Below are 19,274 nucleotides of genomic sequence, written 5' to 3'. Positions count from 1 at the left end.
AGAAAGTAAGGTTTCAAAGAAAGCGGGGGAAACCAAGGGCAATACCGCATAATTCTAAGTGCCGATACGGTGAGCGAGGTGCGGCAGCTGCTAAGCCAAAAGCGCAGATAATACTGGATGTCTTATCGAGCATTTTGGCAACGCAGATGCCGTGCCGCAGCCGCCGGAGCGGTGCTTAAGCCGTAAGGCGGGAATTATGCGGTGTTGCCCAAGGTTATTGTACCCCATTTTGTGTCCCGGTGCAATATGAAATAAAATAGGGACTTGTTTTTACCGCTTTACAGCGCTATAATGGATTTAACCATCATCCGCGCTTTGCTGTGCGGCTAAGCGCGCCTGGAAATATAAGGGAGAGTGCAAATCATGTTGGATATTAAAATTGTTAAAACCGAACATCCGAAACAGAAACCGCAGGACGAGTCGAAGCTGGGCTTTGGCAAGATCTTCAGCGACCATATGTTCGTGATGGACTATACCGCCGGTGAGGGCTGGCACGATGCCCGTGTCGTCCCCTACGGCCCGTGGGAAATGGACCCTGCTACCACCGTGTTTCACTACGCCCAGGAAATTTTCGAGGGCATGAAGGCCTACCGCACCGCCGAGGGCAAGATCCAGCTGTTCCGCCCCGACTGCAACGCTAACCGTTTCAACGATTCTGCTGACCGTCTGGGCATGCCCCCCATCCCGCCGGAGGATTTTGTCCAGGCCGTTAAGACCCTGGTCGATGTTGACCGCGACTGGGTGCCTCATTCGGACGGTGCTTCCCTGTACATCCGCCCGTTCTGCATCGCTACCGATGTGGGCCTGGGCGTGCATGCTGCCAAGCATTACCGCTTCGCCATCATCGCTGCTCCCTCCGGCGCATACTATGCCGAGGGTCTGGACCCCGTCCGCATCTACGTCGAAGACCAGTACATCCGTGCCGCCCCGGGCCTGACCGGCTTTACCAAGTGCGGCGGCAACTACGCTGCTTCCATCAAGGCCGGCGAGCTGGCCGAGGAGCGCGGCTTCAGCCAGGTGCTGTGGCTGGACGGCGTTGAGAAGAAGTACGTCGAGGAAGTCGGCTCCATGAACATCATGTTCAAGATCGACGGCGAGATCTATACCGCACCCTGCGTAGGCACCGTTCTGCCCGGCGTTACCCGCCGTTCCATCATCGAGCTGCTGAAGGATTGGGGCTACAAGGTACACGAGGAGCGTGTTGCCATTGCTGACATCATGAAGGCTGCCGACGAGGGCAAGCTGGAAGAGGTCTTTGGCACCGGCACGGCTGCTGTCGTTTCCCCCGTCAAGGAGCTGGATTGGGAGGGCAAGACTGCCCATATCAGCGGCGGCAAGATCGGCGAGCTGACCCAGAAGCTGTATGACACCCTGACCGGCATCCAGTGGGGCAAGCTGCCCGACACCAAGGGCTGGACGGTTCCCGTTGATGCCCAGTAACCTTTTATAAACCCTATAAACCGCATGCTTTTTGCCCCGGCGTATTTTGAACGCGCCGGGGCTTTTTGTATGGTCTTTGAGTTGGCGATTGTGCAATTTCAACAAAATGCAGTGTAACATTTATTGCAGGTTGTATAAATCCGCATCTTGCAATCTCGACAAAAATAGTGTAATATTTAGGCATCGAAAGCAAAGAGCGCTTGAGGCGCTGCAAAGCTTTCCCAATAGGTAAAAGAGGAAGAATACCAGAGCGCCCTGCCGATTCCCAAGGAACGGCATCCACTTGTAGAGGGGTGGTTTCCATTCGATGCAGGCGCCGGCAAGACGTTCTGTTTTTCTCCTTCTTTTTAAAGAAAACGAGACGGGGCAGTGGCCGTCTCGTTTTTGTTTTTATTCTTGTTTTTTCCCCGTAAGCGTGCTATATTTATAAAAAGTAGGGCTGTTTCCTGCTAAGGAATGTATATTCATCGTTTTTTCTGTATAAAGCGTGCTTTTTACTGTATATTATGCCTAAAAAAGCAGAAAAAGTAGAAAATCCTTTGTGGATTTTACCGCTTGCAAATCTTGTATAAAGTTGTATAATATGCAGTATCAGATGAATAAATATTCACGACGACGGCAAGCAACATCCGGGCGTCCTGAACAAATATGATTGGGAGAGGTAAGAATCATGAAAAAGAACAAACAAGACATCAAAAAAGTCGTTCTGGCATACTCCGGCGGTCTGGATACTTCCATCATCATTCCCTGGCTGAAAGAAAACTATAACAACTGCGAAGTCGTTGCCGTTTCCGGCGATGTCGGCCAGGGCACCGAACTGGACGGCCTGGAGGAGAAGGCCCTCAAGACCGGCGCTTCCAAGCTGTATGTTCTGGACCTGAAGAAGGATTATGTGGAAAACTACATCTGGCCCTGCCTGAAGGCTGACGCCAAGTATGAGGATTACCTGCTGGGCACCTCCCATGCACGTCCCTGCATCGCCGCTGCTCTGGCTGACATCGCCAAGAAAGAGCATGCCGACGCCATCTGCCACGGCTGCACCGGTAAGGGCAACGATCAGGTCCGTTTTGAACTGACCCTCAAGGCCCTGGCCCCCGAAATGGCCATCATCGCCCCTTGGCGTGAGTGGAACATCAAGAGCCGTGATGAGGAAATCGATTACGCCGAAGCCCACAACATCCCCCTGAAGATTAACCGTGAGACCAACTACTCCAAGGACAAGAACCTGTGGCATCTGAGCCATGAGGGCCTGGATCTGGAGAAGCCCTCTCTGGAGCCCCAGTACAACAAGCCCGGCTTCCTGGAACTGGGCGTTTCCCCGGAGCAGGCCCCCGATAAGCCGACCTACGTCAAGATCCACTTTGAAAAGGGCATTCCCACCGCTGTTGACGGGCAGGAGATGGATGGTGTGGCCCTGATTGAGTACCTGAACAAGCTGGGCGGCGCCAACGGCATCGGCCTGCTGGACATCGTTGAGAACCGTCTGGTCGGCATGAAGAGCCGCGGTGTGTATGAGACCCCCGGCGGTGCCATCCTGTACAAGGCCCACAATGTGCTGGAGACCATCACCATTGACAAAGAGGCTTTCCACTTCAAGGAGAGCATTGCCCAGAAGATGGGCGAACTGGTCTACAACGGCCAGTGGTTCACCCCGCTGCGTGAGGCCCTGAGTGCCTTCACCGACGACCTGCAGAAAACTGTTACCGGCGATGTTACCCTGAAGCTGTACAAGGGCAACATGATCAATGCCGGTGTCACCAGCCCGTACACCCTGTACGATGAGCAGACCGCTTCCTTCGGCGAGGATGACGATTACAACCAGGCCGATGCGAACGGGTTCATCAACCTGTTTGGCCTGCCCATTGCAGAGCGTGCCAAGCTGGCCCAGAACTGGCCCGCTCAGGACTAATCTGTCCAACGCTATAAGCACCGCCAGGAGGGCACGCGCCCACTTGGCGGTTTTGGCGTTTCTATACACTGTGCGTGCCGGGCGGCTGCACCGCCCCGCATGCACGCTATAACAAACAAAACAGCATTGGAGGAACCGTATGCCGCAACTTTGGCAGGGCCGTGCAAGCAAGGCCGTAGACAGCCGCGTAAACGACTTTAACTCATCCATCCGCTTTGATGCACGGATGATTGAGCAGGATATCCAGGGCAGCCTGGTACACTCGGCCATGCTGGGCCGTCAGGGCATTATCTCCCAGCAGGATGTGGACGATATTCACAAGGGGCTGCACTCTATTCTGGAGGATCTGCACAGCGGCGCACTGGAAATTGACCCCAACGCCGAGGATGTACACACCTTTGTAGAGCAGACCCTGACTGCCCGCGTGGGTGATGCAGGCAAGCGGCTGCACACCGGCCGCAGCCGCAACGACCAGGTGGCGCTGGACATCCGCCTGAATCTGCGGGAAGCCAGCAAACATATCCAAGGCCAGATTAAAGAACTGATTACCGTGCTGTGTGACCAGGCCGAAAAAGGGGCCGGTTACGTCATGCCCGGCTATACTCATCTGCAGCGTGCCCAGCCCGTTACTTTTGGCCACCAGCTGATGGCCTACGCCTGGATGTTGCTGCGCGACCTGGGCCGCCTGCAGGACGCCACCGCCCGTATGGACGCCGAGTGCCCGCTGGGGTCCGGCGCACTGGCCGGTACTACCTACCCGCTGGACCGCTTTTATACGGCCAAGCAGTTGGGCTTTGCCGCCCCCTGCGGGAACTCCATCGATGGTGTATCGGATCGCGACTTCTGCATTGAGCTGTGCAGTGCCATGGCCACCTGCATGATGCACCTTTCCCGCCTGAGCGAGGAAATCATTTTGTGGTGCAGCTGGGAGTTCAAGTTCATTGAGCTGGACGACGCCTTTACCACCGGCTCGTCCATCATGCCCCAGAAGAAGAACCCCGACGTCACCGAGCTGATCCGCGGTAAGACCGGCCGCGTCTACGGCGACCTGAACACGCTGCTGGTCATGATGAAGGGCATCCCCCTGGCCTACGATAAGGATATGCAGGAGGATAAAGAGGCCATTTTTGACGCGGTGGACACGCTGGAGCTGTGCCTGCGCACCGTGACCCCCATGCTGGCCACCATGACCCCGCTGCCCGCCAACATGCGCCGCGCCGCCGCCAAGGGTTTTATCAATGCCACCGACTGCGCCGATTACCTGACCAAGAAAGGTATGCCCTTCCGCGATGCCTACAAGTGCACCGGTACGATGGTAGCCGCCTGCATCCGCGAGGGCAAGACGCTGGAGGAACTGACGCTGGACGAATTCAAGCAGTACAGCGACCTGTTTGCGGAGGACGTGTATACCGCCATTGACCTGACTACCTGTTGCGAGGGCCGCACCAGCTACGGCGGCCCCACCAAGGCCAGCGTGCTGAAGCAGATCGAATTGGTAAAAGAGAAACTTGCCTAAAGGGATATTTGCGGCTCTGTAGGGGGCGATGCTTGCATCGACCCGCGGGCGGATGCTTGCATCCGCCCCTACAAACTGTGTGCTTGCCTACATGATAGGGGTGTAAAAATGGGAAAGTATAAAATCTTTGTTGACGGCAGTTCCGGCACCACCGGGCTGCGCATTGCGGACCGTTTGGCCGAACGGTCGGAGTTCACGATTCTGCATATTTCCGAGGCCGAACGCAAGGACGTACACGCCCGCGCGGCGGTGATCAATGAGAGTGACCTCTCCTTCCTCTGCCTGCCGGACGATGCCGCCCGCGAGGTGGTGCCGCTGCTGCGGCCCGATGTCCGCGTGCTGGATACCTCCACCGCACACCGCACGGCTCCCGGCTGGACCTATGGTCTGCCGGAACTGCACGGCACCCGCAAGGCGCTGAAAACCGCCACCCGCGTAGCCGTGCCCGGCTGCCACGCCACTGGCTTTATTGCCCCGGTGGCCCCGCTGGTAGAACTGGGCCTGGTGCCCAAGACCGCGCTGCTGCACTGCACCAGCCTGACGGGTTACTCCGGCGGCGGCAAAAAGATGATCGCCCAGTATGAGGCCGAACGCACCGATCCCGCGCTGGACGCGCCCCGCCCCTACGGGCTGGCACTGCACCACAAGCACCTGCCGGAGATGGCAGCAATTACCGGCTTGACCGCGCCGCCCACTTTTGTGCCGGTGGTGGCCGACTACTACGCCGGTATGGAGACGATGATCCCGCTGGATCTGCCCGCTCTGGGCCTGACCGCCCAGCAGGTGGCCGATGCCCTGGCCGACTATTACGCAGGGCAAAAGATGATCTCGGTCCATCCACTGAACGAGGGTACCGACGGCGGCTTCCTGGCTGCCAATAAGTTGGCCGGGCTGGACCGGCTGGAGATCTTCTGCCTGGCGAACCCCGATGGCACCCAGATGGAGCTCATCAGCCTGTTCGACAACCTGGGCAAAGGCTCCTCGGGCGCGGCTGTGCAATGTATGAACCTGATGCTGGGCCTGGACGAGACCGCCGGTCTGGCACTGTAAAAAGAATAGGGTAAACGAAAAGGGTAATTAGAGAATTAGAGGGAGACAATTATGGAAAACTTCAAGATGATCCCCGGCGGCATCTGTGCACCCGCCGGGTTCTCCGCCGCCGGTGTGCATTGCGGCATCCGGCATAACCATTCCAAGCTGGACCTGGCACTTATCAAGGCGGACGTCCGCTGCGCCGGTGCCGGCTGCTACACCACCAACAAGGTCTACGGTGCGCCCATCACGGTGGATCGCGAGCATCTGAAGGACGGCTACGCCCAGGCTATCGTGGTCAACAGCGGCAACGCTAATACCTGCGCCCCCAACGGCATTGAATTGGCCAAGGAGACCTGCGAGATCGTCGCCAAGGAGCTGGGCATCAGCGCCGACGACGTGCTGCCCTCCTCCACCGGCGTCATCGGCCAGGCCATGAGCATTGAGCCGTTCGCCAAGGGCATCCCTGAGGCCGCCGCCAAGCTGGCCGCCACCGAGGCTGGCAGCCACGACGCTGCCACCGCCATTATGACCACCGACACCCATTCTAAAGAGGTGTCCATCGAATTCACCATCGGCGGCAAGACCTGCCGCATGGGCGCCATCGCCAAGGGCTCCGGCATGATCCACCCCAACATGGCCACCATGCTGCTCTTCATCACCACCGACGCCAAGGTCGAGCCCGCTGTGCTGCAGGCTGCCCTGTCCAGCGTGGTGCCCGCCACCTTCAACCAGATCTCTGTGGACGGCGACACCTCCACCAACGACACCGTGCTGCTGCTGGCCAGCGGCCTGTCCGGCGCCGAGGTCCAGCCTGGCACCGCTGACTATGACACCTTTATTGCAGCCCTGACCCAGGTAGCCGAGCAACTCAGCCGTGAACTGGCCGGTGACGGCGAAGGCGCTACCAAGCTGCTGGAGTGCATCGTGACCGGCGCGCCCGATCTGCTGACCGCCCGCGCTGTCTCCAAGAGCGTCATCCACTCCGCCCTGTTCAAGGCTGCCATGTTTGGCGAGGATGCCAACTGGGGCCGTGTGCTCTGCGCCATCGGCTACACCCCCGGCGACTTCGACATCAGCAAGACGGCCGTTCGCCTCAAGAGCAAGGCCGGTGAGGTCTTTGTCTGCGAGAACGCCGCCTACCACCCCTACAGCGAGGACGAGGCCGCCAAAGTGCTGAAAGAGGACGAGATCCAGATCCTGGTCGACCTGGGCTGCGGCGACTTTACCGCTAAGGCCTGGGGCTGCGACCTGACCTACGATTACGTAAAGATCAACGGCGACTACCGCACCTGATACAGGCCGGGGACAGGGGAGAATGTGCAATGAAAAATGAAGAGATGGCGCTGCTTTTCAGCGAAGCTACGCCCTATATCCAAAAATACCACGGCAAAACGCTTGTCATCAAGTACGGCGGCAACGCTATGGTCAACGATGAGCTGAAACTGGCCGTCATGAACGACCTGGTCACCCTGACCCTGCTGGGCGTGCGGGTGGTGCTGGTCCACGGCGGCGGCCCGGCCATCAACAAGATGCTGGCCCGCGTGGGAAAGGAGTCCAAGTTTGTGGGCGGCCTGCGCTACACCGATGAGGAGACCATGGGCATCGTACAGCAGGTGCTGGCGGGCCAGGTCAACAAGGACCTCGTCGCCCTGCTGAAAGGCCGCGGTGTCGGCCTGTGCGGCATGGACGGCCACACCATCACCTGCAGCCGCAAGTCCGATGTGGACCTGGGCTATGTGGGCGAGATCGAAAAGGTGGATACCACGCTGATCGAGCATCTGCTGGCCGACAGCTTCATCCCGGTCATTGCCACTGTCGGCATGGACGACAACGGCATCCCCTACAACATCAACGCCGACACGGCTGCGGCGGAGATCGCCATTGCCCTGCATGCAGAAAAACTCGTCAGCATGACGGATATTGTCGGTCTGCTCTATGACAAGAACGATGAATCCACCCTGATCCCCGAGGTCGAAGTCTCCGAGATCGAGGGCTACAAGGCGGCCGGTGTCATTGCCGGCGGCATGCTGCCCAAGATCGAAGGTATGGCCGACGCCATTTATGAAGGCGTACACGAGGCCGTTATCATCGACGGCCGTGTGCCCCATTCCATCCTGCTGGAAATGTTCAGTGACCGCGGCGCCGGTACCATGTTCTACCGCCGCGGCAACCATTAAGGAGGGTACGCCATGCAAACCGAAAAAGTCATCAAACGCGATAACAAGTACGTTCTGCACACCTACGCCCGCAGCCGGGTCGTGCTGGCCGAGGGCCACGGCATGACCGCCGCCGACCCCGAGGGCAAGCGCTATCTGGATTTCACCTCCGGCATCGGCGTCAACTCGCTGGGCTACTGTCACCCCGCTTGGGTGCAGGCCGTCTGCGACCAGGCCGCCACCCTGCAGCACACCTCCAACCTGTACTACACGGCCCCCTGCGGCAAGCTGGCTAAAAAGCTGTGCTGCCGCACCGGCATGGATGCCGTTTTCTTTGGCAACTCCGGTGCCGAGGCCAACGAGGGCGCCATCAAGGCCGCCCGCAAATATTCTACTGATACTTATGGTGCTGCCCGCAACAAGGTCATCACGCTGGTAAACTCTTTCCACGGCCGCACGCTGGCCACCCTGACCGCCACCGGCCAGGATGTGTTCCACCAGTATTTCGGACCGTTCCCCGGCAACTTTGCCTATGTACCCGCCGGTGATTTTTCCGCCCTGCGGGATGCTGCCGACGACACCGTCTGCGCCGTCATGCTGGAGTTGGTCCAGGGAGAAGGCGGCGTGGTGGCGATGGATGCCGACTACGTGGCCAAGGTGGCCGAGTTCTGCAAAAAGCGCGACCTGGTGCTCATCGTGGACGAGGTACAGACCGGCGTAGGCCGCACCGGCAAGTTCCTGGCCTGTGAGCATTTTGACCTGCACCCGGACATCGTCACACTGGCCAAGGGCCTGGGCGGCGGCCTGCCCATCGGCGCCGTGCTGATGACCGCCAAGGTTGCCGAGCATATGGGCCCCGGCACCCACGGTTCCACTTTCGGCGGCAACCCGGTGGTCTGCGCCGGTGCGCTGGCTGTGCTGGATGCCATGGACGAAGCCTTTATGGATAACGTGCTGACCCAGGCCGCCCGCCTGCGCACAGGCCTCAAGACCCTGCCCCATGTTACCGAGGTCAGCGGCCTGGGCCTGATGGTGGGCATCGCCTTTGAGGACGGCATCAAGGCCGCCGATGTCCGCGCCGCCTGCGAGAAAGAGGGCCTGCTGGTGCTGACGGCCAAGACCCGCCTGCGCCTGCTGCCGCCGCTGATTTTGACCGAGACCGATGTTGACACCGCGCTGGACACCCTGCGTACTGTTCTGGAGAAGTTCTGATGAAACATCTGTTGAAATTGAGCGCCTTGACCCCCAAAGAGATCCTGCACATTCTGGATGTAGCCGACGAGTACAAGCGCCTGCACAAACAGGGCGTCGACCCCAAGGACCTGCAGGGCAAGGCGGTGGCGCTGATCTTTGCCAAAAATTCCACCCGCACCCGCACCAGTTTAGAGGTGGGTATCTACCAGATGGGCGGCCTGGGCACCTACCTGAGCGCCAACGACCTGCAGACCGCCCGCGGCGAGCCTGTGCAGGACACCGCCCGCGCCCTGGGCCGGTACTATGATGCCATCGTCTGCCGTACCTACAAGCAGACCACGCTGGACGCCATGGCCCAGTACAGCGGCGTGCCGGTGATCTCCGGCATGACGGATTACGCCCACCCGCTGCAAGTCTTGACCGACCTGATGACCGTGCGGGAACGCAAGGGCAGGCTGGCCGGGCTGCGCGCCGGGTTCATCGGTGATGGCTACAACATGGCTAACAGCATGATCGTGGGCTGCCTGGCCGTGGGCATGACGGTGACGGTGGCCTGCCCGCCCCACTACCGCCCCGCCGCCGATGTGCTGATGCTGGCGAAAACCTACGGTGATAAGTTCAAGCTGGTCACCGACCCGGACGAGGCTGCCCGCGATGCCGATGTGCTGTTCACCGATGTGTGGGTCAGTATGGGCATGGAGCGCGAGGTGGAGCAGCGCCGCCGGGATTTCCACGGGTTTACGCTGGATGCCGCCCGCATGGCGCTGGCCAAGCCGGACTGCATGATCCAGCATCCGCTGCCCGCCCACCGCGGCGAGGAGATCACCGCCGAAGTTCTGGAAGCCCACGCCAACGAAATTTTCGACGAAGCCGAGAACCGCATCTACGTAGAGAAGGCTGTGCTGGCGATTTTACTGGCCGGGAAATAAGCTGATCTTCTTTCTTTGAAAAGAAAGAAGCAAAGAAACTTTCAATAAAAATAAATAAGTTATCAACAAAACGGCCCTGCCAAGTGGAAAACCACCGGCAGGGCCGTTTTATATTTTCCTTATATCTTCTTTACGGCGAGCCAAATTAAAGTTTCTTTGGTAACTTTCTTTTCCTAAGGCAATACCGCATAATTCTAAGTGCCGATACGGCGAGCGAGGTGCGGCAGCTGCTAAGCCAAAAGCGCAGATAATACTTTGTGTATTATCGAGCATTTTGGCAACGCAGATGCCGTGCCGCAGCCGCCGGAGCGGTGCTTAAGCCGTCAGGCGGGAATTGTGCGGTATTGCCCTAAGAAAGTTACGCGCAAATCTTTTCAAAGCGCTGGGCGAGGTTGCGGGAGAAGCAGAGGACCATGCCCATCACAGCGCCGATGCCAGCCTGCAAAATTTCAAACGGCAGCTTGATGATGGCGTACTCCGGCGTGCTGTAGACAAAGGCACGGCCCAGCGTGTAGCCAATGACCATGATAATAGCCCCCAGCACCACGCCGATGCCCGCGCCCAGGGCCTTTTTCTCTTTGAACAGGTTGTGGGCGCATAGCGAAACAACGACAGCCTCCAGACCATGGGACGCCAGTGAGACGAACATCGGCGCAGGGTAGAAGAAGAAATCCCCCAGGAACGCGCCGACACCGCCCACGATAAACGCGCCCAGCGGGTCCAGCAGGATGGCCGCCGTGCAGATGACGATGTCGTTCAGGTAGAGATGCCCGCCCGGCACCGGGATGCTGAAGGAGCTGAGTACCACATTCATGGCCATCAGCACCGCTACCATCGTTAGCCACAGTACAGGCTTCTTTTTGATCAGGTTGTATCCGTTCATTTTCCTATATCCCCTCTCGTTTTGTGGTATAGGCACATCATACGCCTTTTACTGGCACCATCAAAGCGCCAAATTATATCTTTTTTATAGGACCAGTTTGGCGAATTGCGTGCAAAAAAGGCACCTCCGTTTTTGGGGATGCCTTGGGATAGGTTCTTAGTTCAGTTTCAGATACTTGCGCACCGGCAGGGTGACGGCACTGGCCACCACGCCGCAGATCAGCCACTCGATGACGGCCTGCACGCCCACCAGCAGCACAATGAACATAAAGGCGTTGGTAGCGCCCAGGGTCTGAGCCAGGTTCTGCACGTAATCGCAGTTATAAAAGAACAGTACCAGGAAGCCCATGAAGAACACAGTGTTCAGCACCGGGGTGCAGATGGCACCAATGACGCAGCAGAGCTTTTCCTTTTTCGGCATGGCCTTGCGCAGGGCGTTGAAGATCAGCGCAGCGCACAGGCCTTCCAGCACACGGGCTACAAAGCTGACCACGAAGGCGCCGAAGGGGTTGACGCTGAACAGCGCAGCGCCCATGGCGCTTTTGCCCTCGACCATCTGGATAAAGCTGGTGGCACCAAAAATTCCACCCAGGATGGCACCGGCCAGGGGGCCCATCGTCATAGCGCCGATGGCCACCGGTACTGTCAGCAGCGAAGCCGACAGCGGCCCGAGCTGCAGATAGCCCAGCGGGGTGTAGTTCATCACCAGCAAAATGGCCGCCAGCAGTGCAAGCTGGGTCAGCCAACGGACGTTGGTACGGTTTTTCATATTCAATTTTCCTCCTGCTGCCGTCTCCTACATCTCGGGAGTACAGCGCAAATGTACGGGCCGGGCGGCCCGCCGTGCAACAGTATACCGCAAAAGTCCTTCGTTTACAAGGGTTTTGGGGGCAGCCTGATAAATTTTTGACCGCTTTTTGACTTTTTTAGGCTGCTATGTTATACTGGTGGCACTTTGTATGTGAGGTGACTATGCAGTCATTCAAAAAAATTGTTTCCGCTTTCACGCTGAAACGGCTGTTCTGGCTGGTGCTGGGCACGGCCATTTTGTCCTTCGGCATCCACAACATCCACCAGCGCGCCGCCATTACCGAGGGCGGCGTCATCGGCCTGGTGCTGCTGATGAACCACTGGCTGGGCATCCCGGCATCTATCGCCTCGCCGCTGCTGGATTTTATTTGTTATGCGCTGGCGTTCAAGTTCCTGGGGCTGGATTTCATCCTGACCGCCGCCGTGGCCAGCGTGAGTCTGGCCGGGTTCTACCGCCTGTGGGAGAGTTTCCCGCCCATGCTGCCCGACATGACGCCCTGGCCGCTGGCAGCGGCGCTGCTGGGCGGTGTGTTTGTGGGCATCGGCGTGGGGATCATCGTGCGGCAGGGCGGCTCCAGCGGCGGCGACGATGCCCTGGCGCTGGTCATCCACCAACTGACCGGGTGGAAGCTGGCGCGGTCGTACCTGTTTACCGATCTGGTCGTGCTGGGCGCATCGCTCTCTTACATCCCGGCGCGGCGCATTGCGTTTTCGCTGGTGACGGTAACGGTCTCCAGCCTGCTCATCGATTGGGTGCAGGGGTTAGGCCATGATGAAAAAATCCATGGCAATGACGCCGCAAAAGAGATTGAATAGTGGTATACCATAAATTGATTTAGGGAGGTCCTCTACCATGTATCAAGCTGACCAAAGCCGTTACACTGTCCTGCCCTACCGCCGCTGCGGCAGCAGTGGACTGCTGCTGCCTGCCGTCTCGCTGGGGTTGTGGCACAATTTTGGCGATACTGCGCCCTACGAGAACATGCGGGCGCTCTGCCGTACCGCCTTTGACCACGGCATCACCCTCTTTGACCTGGCCAACAACTACGGCCCGGAACCGGGCGCGGCCGAGACCAACTTTGGCAAAATTTTGCGGGACGACCTGATGCCCTACCGCGACGAGTTGATCATCTCCACCAAGGCGGGATACACGATGTGGGACGGCCCCTACGGCGATTGGGGCAGCCGCAAGTACCTGCTGGCCAGCCTGGATCAAAGCCTGCGCCGCATGGGGCTGGACTACGTGGACATTTTCTACCACCACCGCATGGACCCAAAGACCCCGTTGGAGGAGACGATGGGCGCACTGGCCCAGGCCGTGCGCAGCGGCAAGGCACTGTATGCAGGCTTGTCTAATTATGACGGCCCAACGCTGGAAAAGGCCGCCGCCATTCTGGACGAGCTGCATGTGCCGTTTGTCATCAACCAGAACCGCTACTCCATCCTGGACCGCACGGTGGAGAAAAACGGCCTGAAAGAGACTGCCGCCAAGCTGGGCAAGGGCATCATCACCTTTAGCCCGCTGGCCCAGGGCCGCCTGACCGACCGCTACCTGCATGGCATCCCGGCTGACAGCCGCGTGCATACCGACGGCCGCTTTTTAAAGGAAAGCGACCTGACGCCCGAACTGCTGGGCCGCATTGCCAAGCTGAACGACCTGGCCGCTGCCCGCGGCCAGACGTTGGCCGAGATGGCGCTGGCCTGGCTGCTGGCAAAAGAGGAAATCACCAGCGTGCTGATCGGCGCCTCCCGCCCGAGCCAGATCTTGGACAACATCAAGGCCGTGGAAAACACCGGCTTTACCGCCGAGGAGCTGGCGGAGATCGACCGGCTGAGCGTGTAAAAAGCATAAGGCAACAAAAAAGCGCAGCTTCGGCCAATGCCGCTTAATTGGCGCCAAAAAGAAACAGAAACCAACCCGCAGAATTACCCACCAAAGATTCTGCGGGCTGGGCAATCATTTGACAGAAGTTGTACATGGTGAGCTTTGCAAAGAAGCCGCCCATTCTGCGTCTGTTGTCAAATATTTAGAAGAACAAATCCCTCTATACCACTTCTTGCGTTGGTATAGAGGGATTTGTTTGTTTAACTGAGTGACATTGCTCCCGGCGGAGGCCTTTTTGCGTGTCCCCATCTTGCAGCGCATTGCAAAGCCTGTTATAATAAAAAATAAGTGTAAAACAGACGAAAGGCAGTACAAACATGCAGTTTACGGAACTTACCCGCGTTGCGCCCGAGATCCTGCAGGCTACGCAGGCCATGGGCTTTACCGAAATGACTGAGATCCAGGAGAAGGCCATCCCGCTGATGCTGGATGGCCACGATATGATTGCCAAGGCCCCCACCGGCACCGGCAAAACCGTGGCATTCGGCATCCCCATCCTGTCCAAGGTGGACCCCGCCAGCCTGAAGCCCCAGGCTGTCATCCTGAGCCCCACCCGCGAGCTGGCCCAGCAGATCGCCCAGGACCTGCAAAATCTGGCGCAATTCCTGCCGGACATCAAGATCGTCTGCGTATACGGCGGCGCCGGGCTGGACAAGCAGCAGCGCCAGCTGAAAGCGGGCTGCCAGATCGTAGTCGCCACCCCCGGCCGCCTGATGGACCACTATCGCCACCACGCCATCGATGTTTCCCACGTGGAGACCATCGTGCTGGACGAGGCCGACGAGATGCTGAACATGGGCTTCTACAAGGATGTCAAGCAGATCATCGACACAATGAAGAACCGCAAGAGCCTTTCGATGTTCTCGGCCACCATCAGCCGCGAGGTGCTGGACATCGGCTGGCTGTACCAGCACAACGCCGCCGAGGTCAGCGTGCAGCCGGTGGAAGATTCCAGCCCGAAAATTGCCCAATATAAACTGCTGACCACCGGCCGCGACAAGCTGGCCGACGCCGCGCAGATCATCATCAGCGAGGGGTACAAGCGGGTGATGATCTTCTGCAACACCAAGTACAACACCGGCATGCTGGCCAACCAGCTGGCGCGCCTGAACTTTAACGTGGACTGCCTGCACGGCGACCTGTCCCAGGCAGAGCGCAACCGCATTATGACGCGGTTCAAGGCCGGTGAGATCAGCGTGCTGGTGGCCACCGACGTGGCCGCCCGTGGCATTGATGTTTCGGACGTGGACGCCGTCATCAACTACGACGTGCCTGAGGAAAACGAGCACTACACCCACCGCATTGGCCGCACGGGCCGCGCCCGCAAGCAGGGCGCAAGCTACCTGTTCTACACCAAAGACGAGCAGAAGCGCGTAGACCAGCTGCTGCGCCTGACCCGCAACACCGACGACTGCAAGAGCGTGAAGTTTGATTTCAACCATGAGAAGTTGGTGGTTGAGGAGGCTGCCCCGGCAGATAAGTTCCAGATTAAATGCTACTTTTAATTTTTGATTTATAAGTTCATGCTGCCAAGGGGGACCACCATGCGGTCCCTCTTTTTTATTACGGCATCTTGCCGTTGAAAAAGGCCCTGCCGCAAGGTAGGCAGGGCCGGTCAGGCTGCATATTAAAACCAACAAAACAAACCGCAGCGTTAGCTATGATTCTCCCACAAATTGCCGGGTACCTCCCGCCAATCGGTCAGGTCGTAGTTTTCCTTTAAATAGGCGCCCAGGTAGTCCGCCATTTTGGTGGCGCCGCTTACGTTCAGGTGGTGCGGGTCGCAGAAATCCGTCTCGGCGCTGATGCCGGCGTCCTCCATGTGCTCAAACATGTTGAGGTAGCCGCAGTTGTGCTCCTCGCAATATTCCTGCAGCACGTTGAAATACTGGTACTCCTCGGTGGACCAGGGGGCCACCCAGAACACCACCTGGCAGCCTTTTTCCTGCAGGGCCGCCACCATGTCGTCCATCAGCTCCAGAGAGCGGTCTCCGATGACCCAGTCTTCCATCTCGGTCCAGTCCTTGACGTCGGCCACGAACACGCCGTCACGGGGGTAGAAGCCCATCGTGTCCATAAAATCGATACTGTTAGACGTCCTGCCGAAGCTTACCGCCGTCAGGGCGTTTTTATTTTCATGATAGGCCACCAGCGGGAAATAGTAGGAAATGTACCGCTCTATATGATTTTCAAAGCACATTTTCAGGTAGGCACGCTTGTATTTCGACTCCGGGATGGGCGTTGTGTAGTAGATCTCGCCGTCCATGTCGGTGTCAAACTCGTTGCTGTTGATGTGCATGCCCTCGATCAGCGCCACCTTGGGCGTCTGGGTCGCCAGCGAGTCGTGGACAAACAGCCAGGTGGTGTCCAGGTGCTGCCAATTGGCGGCGTAATTGTAGGCGCCGATGCCGTACTTGTCGTACATCTCGTCGGCGTTCACGTTGCGCCAGGCATGGCTGGAACCGTAAACGATGACGTCGATGGAATTTTCCGGCAGTTTGTGGAAGTTTTCCACGTTGGCGATGGCCACATCGTCGCCCAGGGGCCGGGTCAGATGCCCCAGCGCCAGCACACCGACGAAGATGAGCACCACGCAGAGCAGGATCGCTGCCAATTTTTTAGCCATACTTTCTGCTCCCCTCCCTTAAAACTGCGAATAGATGAAATTGGATGCCTCGAAGCCGGGGCCGTAAACACCCAGCAGCAGCACCGTCAGCACGCCCAGCGCCACCACGGCCACCTGACAGAGCCAGTGCTGCTTTTCGATGACAGAGCGCACTTTTATCCGCCTGTACTTGCAGACATCGGCGGCAAAGATGACCAGCACATAGATGCCCAGCAGCGCAAAGTTAAAGGCGTCGATGCCGCAGGCAAAGATCGAACCATCGGTGAAGATCTCAAAGTTATGTACGGTCAGCATGCTGATGAAGATGCGCACCGCATCCATCAGGCGGTAAGCGCGGAAGAACACCATCGTGGAGCTGAACAGCACAAAAGTGACCACCACCCGCAGCAGCTTGTGGGGGCGGGACTTGGGGTCGATGTGCAGCGCGCGCACCACTGCCGTGCGCAGCGGCATCAGCGCCGCGCCGATGACCTGGTACAGACCGTTCAGCAGGCCCCAGGCCATATAGTTCCACTGGGCACCGTGCCACAGGCCGCTGACGGCAAAGGTGACCAGCACGTTTAAATATTTGCGCAGCGTGCCCTTGCGGTTGCCGCCCAGGGGGATGTAGAGATAATCCCGAAACCAGGTGGACAGCGAAATATGCCACCGCCGCCAGAATTCAGCGATAGATTGCGAAAAATAGGGCGCATTGAAGTTGTCGATGAGGTCGATGCCCAAGATCTTGGCCGTGCCCATAGCCATGACCGAGCAGCCGCCGAAATCGCCGTAGAGCTGCAGGCAGAACAGCAGCGTGGCCACGATGTAGAACCAGCCCTCGTACTCGCTTTCCGGTGCATAGACTGCCGCCACAAACAGCGCGGCGCGGTCCGCCACCACGATTTTAAGGAAGTAACCCCAGATCAGCAGTAGCACACCGTCCCGCAGGTCGTTAAAGGCGGGGCGCTTGGCCGCCGAAAGCTGGGGCAAAAGCCTGTTGCCCCGGCTGATGGGGCCGGAGACCATCTGCGGGAAGAAACCGACAAACAACGCAAAATCCAGCAGATTATGCTCGGCCTTTTCGCCCCGGTAGGTATCCACCAGGTAGCCCACAGTTTGCAGCGTGTAAAAGGAGATACCCATGGGCAGCAGGAAGTCGAACGCAGGCGGAGCGATCTGCACGCCCAGATGCGCCAGCACCGACAGCACGGATTTGGTGAGAAAGCCCAGATATTTGAACCCGATCAGCGGGGCCAGGGCCAGCAGGATGCCCGCCGCCAGCACACCGTTGCGGGGCTTGCCCTCCAGCAGGCGACCGCCGAGATAGCCCACGGCGGTGACGAACGCCAGTACCGGGACATGGGCCGGGTTCCAGCAGAAATAGAAGAAGTAGCAGGCCAGCAGCAGCCAGGGCCGCCGGGCCTTTTGGGGCACCGCAAAATACCCCAGCGCCGCCAGCGGCAGAAACAACAAAAATTGTGCCGAATTGAAAACCATAGATACTCCTCAAGTAACCTTTTTTGGCTCCCTTTGGGAGGGAGCTGGCTGCGCGAAGCGCAGACTGAGGGAGAAACCATCTGTTTAGCTGCTGCTAATTTGTTTGCCTCTCATCCACCCGCTTCGCGGGATTGCTTACGCAACCGGTCCCTCTGTCGCTGCGCGACATCTCCCCACGGTGCGGGGAGTTACCCCCGCAGAGGGGGCCATTTGCAGCGGCATGCTGATTTTTTACCCGTAAATTTCCGCAACCGGGGTCAGCCAAAGGATGCAATCCTCGTTGGAATAGCATTCCAGCGTCAGGGTGTCGCCCTCGGTCAAGGGCAGGCTGTGGAAAACGACCGTGCCGTTGAACCCGTCCCCGCCGTAATAGGTCAGGTGGTACGAGCCTTGTGTATCCCAGCCCAGGAAGCCGCTGCCCTGGTTCCAGTTCACGTCATACACACCCGCCGGGATCTCCTGCCCCACAGTGTAGGCTTGAATGTCATCTCCCCAGGCGCACAGCTCGAAAGACTCGCCCGCCGGGTTTCCCTGGGGTTCAGCCTGGGTGTCCAGCTGGGCGTTGCCGCTTTCCAGCGTCAGGGTGCCGCTGCCCTCCACCCACAGGGTGCCGCCTGCCGCCAGCTGCACGTTGGTCAGCACCAGTTCGGGCTCCCCGCCTTCGGGGCAGCTGAGCATGGTGGTCTGGTACCAGCGGTCGTGGGCTTCGTCGTCGTGGGTCATCGTCAGCGAGCTGCCGTCATCGGGGGTGATGGTGTAAACGCCCTCGGGGATCTGCTGGCCGATAGTGTAGTAACCCGGCTCCAGAATGCAGCCAAAGCCGCCGCCCGCAGTGGGCAGGCCCCAGTCCATCCCCTCGTAGGGGTTGACGCCGGTCATATCCACGGCGGGGGCTTCGGCATTGAGGCTTGCTTCGGGCGCTTCGGTTTCCGCATAGCTGCTGTGTCCGCCCAGGTCCGCCAAACTGTAAAATACTCGCTCGGACAGGTTGAACAGCATAGGCAGCAGCGCCAGACCAAAGATGATGAGCGTGACCAGCCAGCCGCCGCGCCGCTTGTCCCGGGCCGGACGGCGCGTCTGGTTCAGCTGCCGGGCCGGGGCATGCAGGTGGGGGCGTGCGCCTTCCAGGTCGATGCGGTCCTGCTCGTCCTCGGCATCGCAGGTATAGACGGGGTCCTTGCCTGCGGCGCTGCGCACGCGGTGCAGCACTTCCTCGCCGTTGACGTTATGGGTGTGGGCGGTTTCACTGCGCAGGGTGTAGTGCGGTTTTTCCGGGTACGGCATACCGCAATCCACGCACCGATGGTTCACGATTTTGCCGCCGCATAAGCTGCACTTTTCCATAGGGGCACCTCCTAGCATAAAAATTTACATTTTATATTATAGTAGATGTAAACACAGATGTAAACGAAAAAA

The 19,274-nt window shown here is 58.8% G+C and carries 17 protein-coding genes; 11 read left to right on the top strand and 6 right to left on the bottom strand.

What is annotated here, in order from left to right:
• The first annotated feature begins 363 nt into the window (after nucleotides 1-363).
• On the top strand, nucleotides 364-1,440 hold the full coding sequence (locus tag OGM81_05185) for a branched-chain amino acid aminotransferase (protein UYJ44529.1): 1,077 nt from the start codon (nucleotides 364-366) through the stop codon (nucleotides 1,438-1,440).
• A gap of 13 nt (nucleotides 1,441-1,453) precedes the next feature.
• On the opposite strand, the gene OGM81_05180 is transcribed toward OGM81_05185, so the two are convergent.
• Nucleotides 1,454-1,744, bottom strand: a complete 291-nt coding sequence (locus OGM81_05180) for a hypothetical protein (protein UYJ44528.1) — start codon at nucleotides 1,742-1,744, stop codon at nucleotides 1,454-1,456.
• Nucleotides 1,745-2,110: 366 nt separating this feature from the next.
• On the opposite strand from OGM81_05180, the gene OGM81_05175 reads away from it, so the two are divergent.
• The 7 genes from OGM81_05175 (at nucleotide 2,111) to argF (ending at nucleotide 10,179) form a co-directional block, all read left to right on the top strand.
• Nucleotides 2,111-3,349 carry an argininosuccinate synthase gene (locus tag OGM81_05175; GenBank protein ID UYJ44527.1) on the top strand — a complete coding sequence of 413 codons (1,239 nt, stop codon included), beginning with the start codon at nucleotides 2,111-2,113 and terminating at the stop codon, nucleotides 3,347-3,349.
• 139 nt (nucleotides 3,350-3,488) lie between these two features.
• Nucleotides 3,489-4,865, top strand: coding sequence for an argininosuccinate lyase (gene argH / locus OGM81_05170; protein UYJ44526.1), 1,377 nt, complete (start codon nucleotides 3,489-3,491; stop codon nucleotides 4,863-4,865).
• 108 nt (nucleotides 4,866-4,973) lie between these two features.
• Nucleotides 4,974-5,915, top strand: a complete 942-nt coding sequence (gene argC, locus OGM81_05165) for an N-acetyl-gamma-glutamyl-phosphate reductase (protein UYJ44525.1) — start codon at nucleotides 4,974-4,976, stop codon at nucleotides 5,913-5,915.
• 51 nt (nucleotides 5,916-5,966) lie between these two features.
• A complete protein-coding gene (gene argJ, locus OGM81_05160) occupies nucleotides 5,967-7,193 on the top strand; it encodes a bifunctional glutamate N-acetyltransferase/amino-acid acetyltransferase ArgJ (GenBank protein UYJ44524.1) in 1,227 nt (408 codons plus the stop codon).
• A gap of 29 nt (nucleotides 7,194-7,222) precedes the next feature.
• A complete protein-coding gene (gene argB / locus OGM81_05155; protein UYJ44523.1) occupies nucleotides 7,223-8,077 on the top strand; it encodes an acetylglutamate kinase in 855 nt (284 codons plus the stop codon).
• 12 nt (nucleotides 8,078-8,089) lie between these two features.
• Nucleotides 8,090-9,268, top strand: a complete 1,179-nt coding sequence (locus OGM81_05150) for an aspartate aminotransferase family protein (protein ID UYJ44522.1) — start codon at nucleotides 8,090-8,092, stop codon at nucleotides 9,266-9,268.
• On the top strand, nucleotides 9,268-10,179 hold the full coding sequence (gene argF, locus OGM81_05145; GenBank protein ID UYJ44521.1) for an ornithine carbamoyltransferase: 912 nt from the start codon (nucleotides 9,268-9,270) through the stop codon (nucleotides 10,177-10,179). The genes OGM81_05150 and argF overlap by 1 nt, the downstream gene beginning before the upstream one ends.
• A gap of 358 nt (nucleotides 10,180-10,537) precedes the next feature.
• Here argF and OGM81_05140 read toward each other — a convergent pair whose 3' ends face one another.
• Nucleotides 10,538-11,062, bottom strand: coding sequence for an ECF transporter S component (locus tag OGM81_05140; protein UYJ44520.1), 525 nt, complete (start codon nucleotides 11,060-11,062; stop codon nucleotides 10,538-10,540).
• A gap of 156 nt (nucleotides 11,063-11,218) precedes the next feature.
• Nucleotides 11,219-11,830, bottom strand: coding sequence for an ECF transporter S component (locus OGM81_05135; protein ID UYJ44519.1), 612 nt, complete (start codon nucleotides 11,828-11,830; stop codon nucleotides 11,219-11,221).
• Between the two features lie 203 nt (nucleotides 11,831-12,033).
• Here OGM81_05135 and OGM81_05130 point away from each other — a divergent pair, with 203 nt between their 5' ends.
• From OGM81_05130 to OGM81_05120, 3 genes are all read left to right on the top strand, one after another.
• Nucleotides 12,034-12,687 (top strand): YitT family protein, encoded by a 654-nt coding sequence (locus OGM81_05130; GenBank protein ID UYJ44518.1) that lies wholly within the window; start codon nucleotides 12,034-12,036, stop codon nucleotides 12,685-12,687.
• Nucleotides 12,688-12,724: 37 nt separating this feature from the next.
• Nucleotides 12,725-13,714, top strand: a complete 990-nt coding sequence (locus OGM81_05125) for an aldo/keto reductase (protein UYJ44517.1) — start codon at nucleotides 12,725-12,727, stop codon at nucleotides 13,712-13,714.
• Between the two features lie 359 nt (nucleotides 13,715-14,073).
• Nucleotides 14,074-15,261 carry a DEAD/DEAH box helicase gene (locus tag OGM81_05120; protein ID UYJ44516.1) on the top strand — a complete coding sequence of 396 codons (1,188 nt, stop codon included), beginning with the start codon at nucleotides 14,074-14,076 and terminating at the stop codon, nucleotides 15,259-15,261.
• Between the two features lie 149 nt (nucleotides 15,262-15,410).
• On the opposite strand, the gene OGM81_05115 is transcribed toward OGM81_05120, so the two are convergent.
• The 3 genes from OGM81_05115 to OGM81_05105 all read right to left on the bottom strand — a co-directional run bounded on the left by OGM81_05115 (nucleotide 15,411) and on the right by OGM81_05105 (nucleotide 19,202).
• A complete protein-coding gene (locus OGM81_05115; protein ID UYJ44515.1) occupies nucleotides 15,411-16,382 on the bottom strand; it encodes a hypothetical protein in 972 nt (323 codons plus the stop codon).
• A gap of 18 nt (nucleotides 16,383-16,400) precedes the next feature.
• Nucleotides 16,401-17,858: an MBOAT family protein gene (locus OGM81_05110; protein ID UYJ44514.1), complete on the bottom strand. Its 1,458-nt coding sequence runs from the start codon at nucleotides 17,856-17,858 to the stop codon at nucleotides 16,401-16,403.
• A 231-nt stretch (nucleotides 17,859-18,089) separates the two neighbouring features.
• The gene (locus tag OGM81_05105; protein ID UYJ44513.1) at nucleotides 18,090-19,202 is read right to left on the bottom strand and encodes a hypothetical protein; all 1,113 of its coding nucleotides are present in this window, start codon (nucleotides 19,200-19,202) and stop codon (nucleotides 18,090-18,092) included.
• Nucleotides 19,203-19,274 lie beyond the last annotated feature (72 nt).

This window comes from Oscillospiraceae bacterium (genome assembly GCA_025758045.1).
Lineage (GTDB): Bacteria > Bacillota > Clostridia > Oscillospirales > Ruminococcaceae > Gemmiger.
Note: the sequence above shows the minus strand (reverse complement) of the source record. Positions and strands in the feature narration are given on the sequence as shown.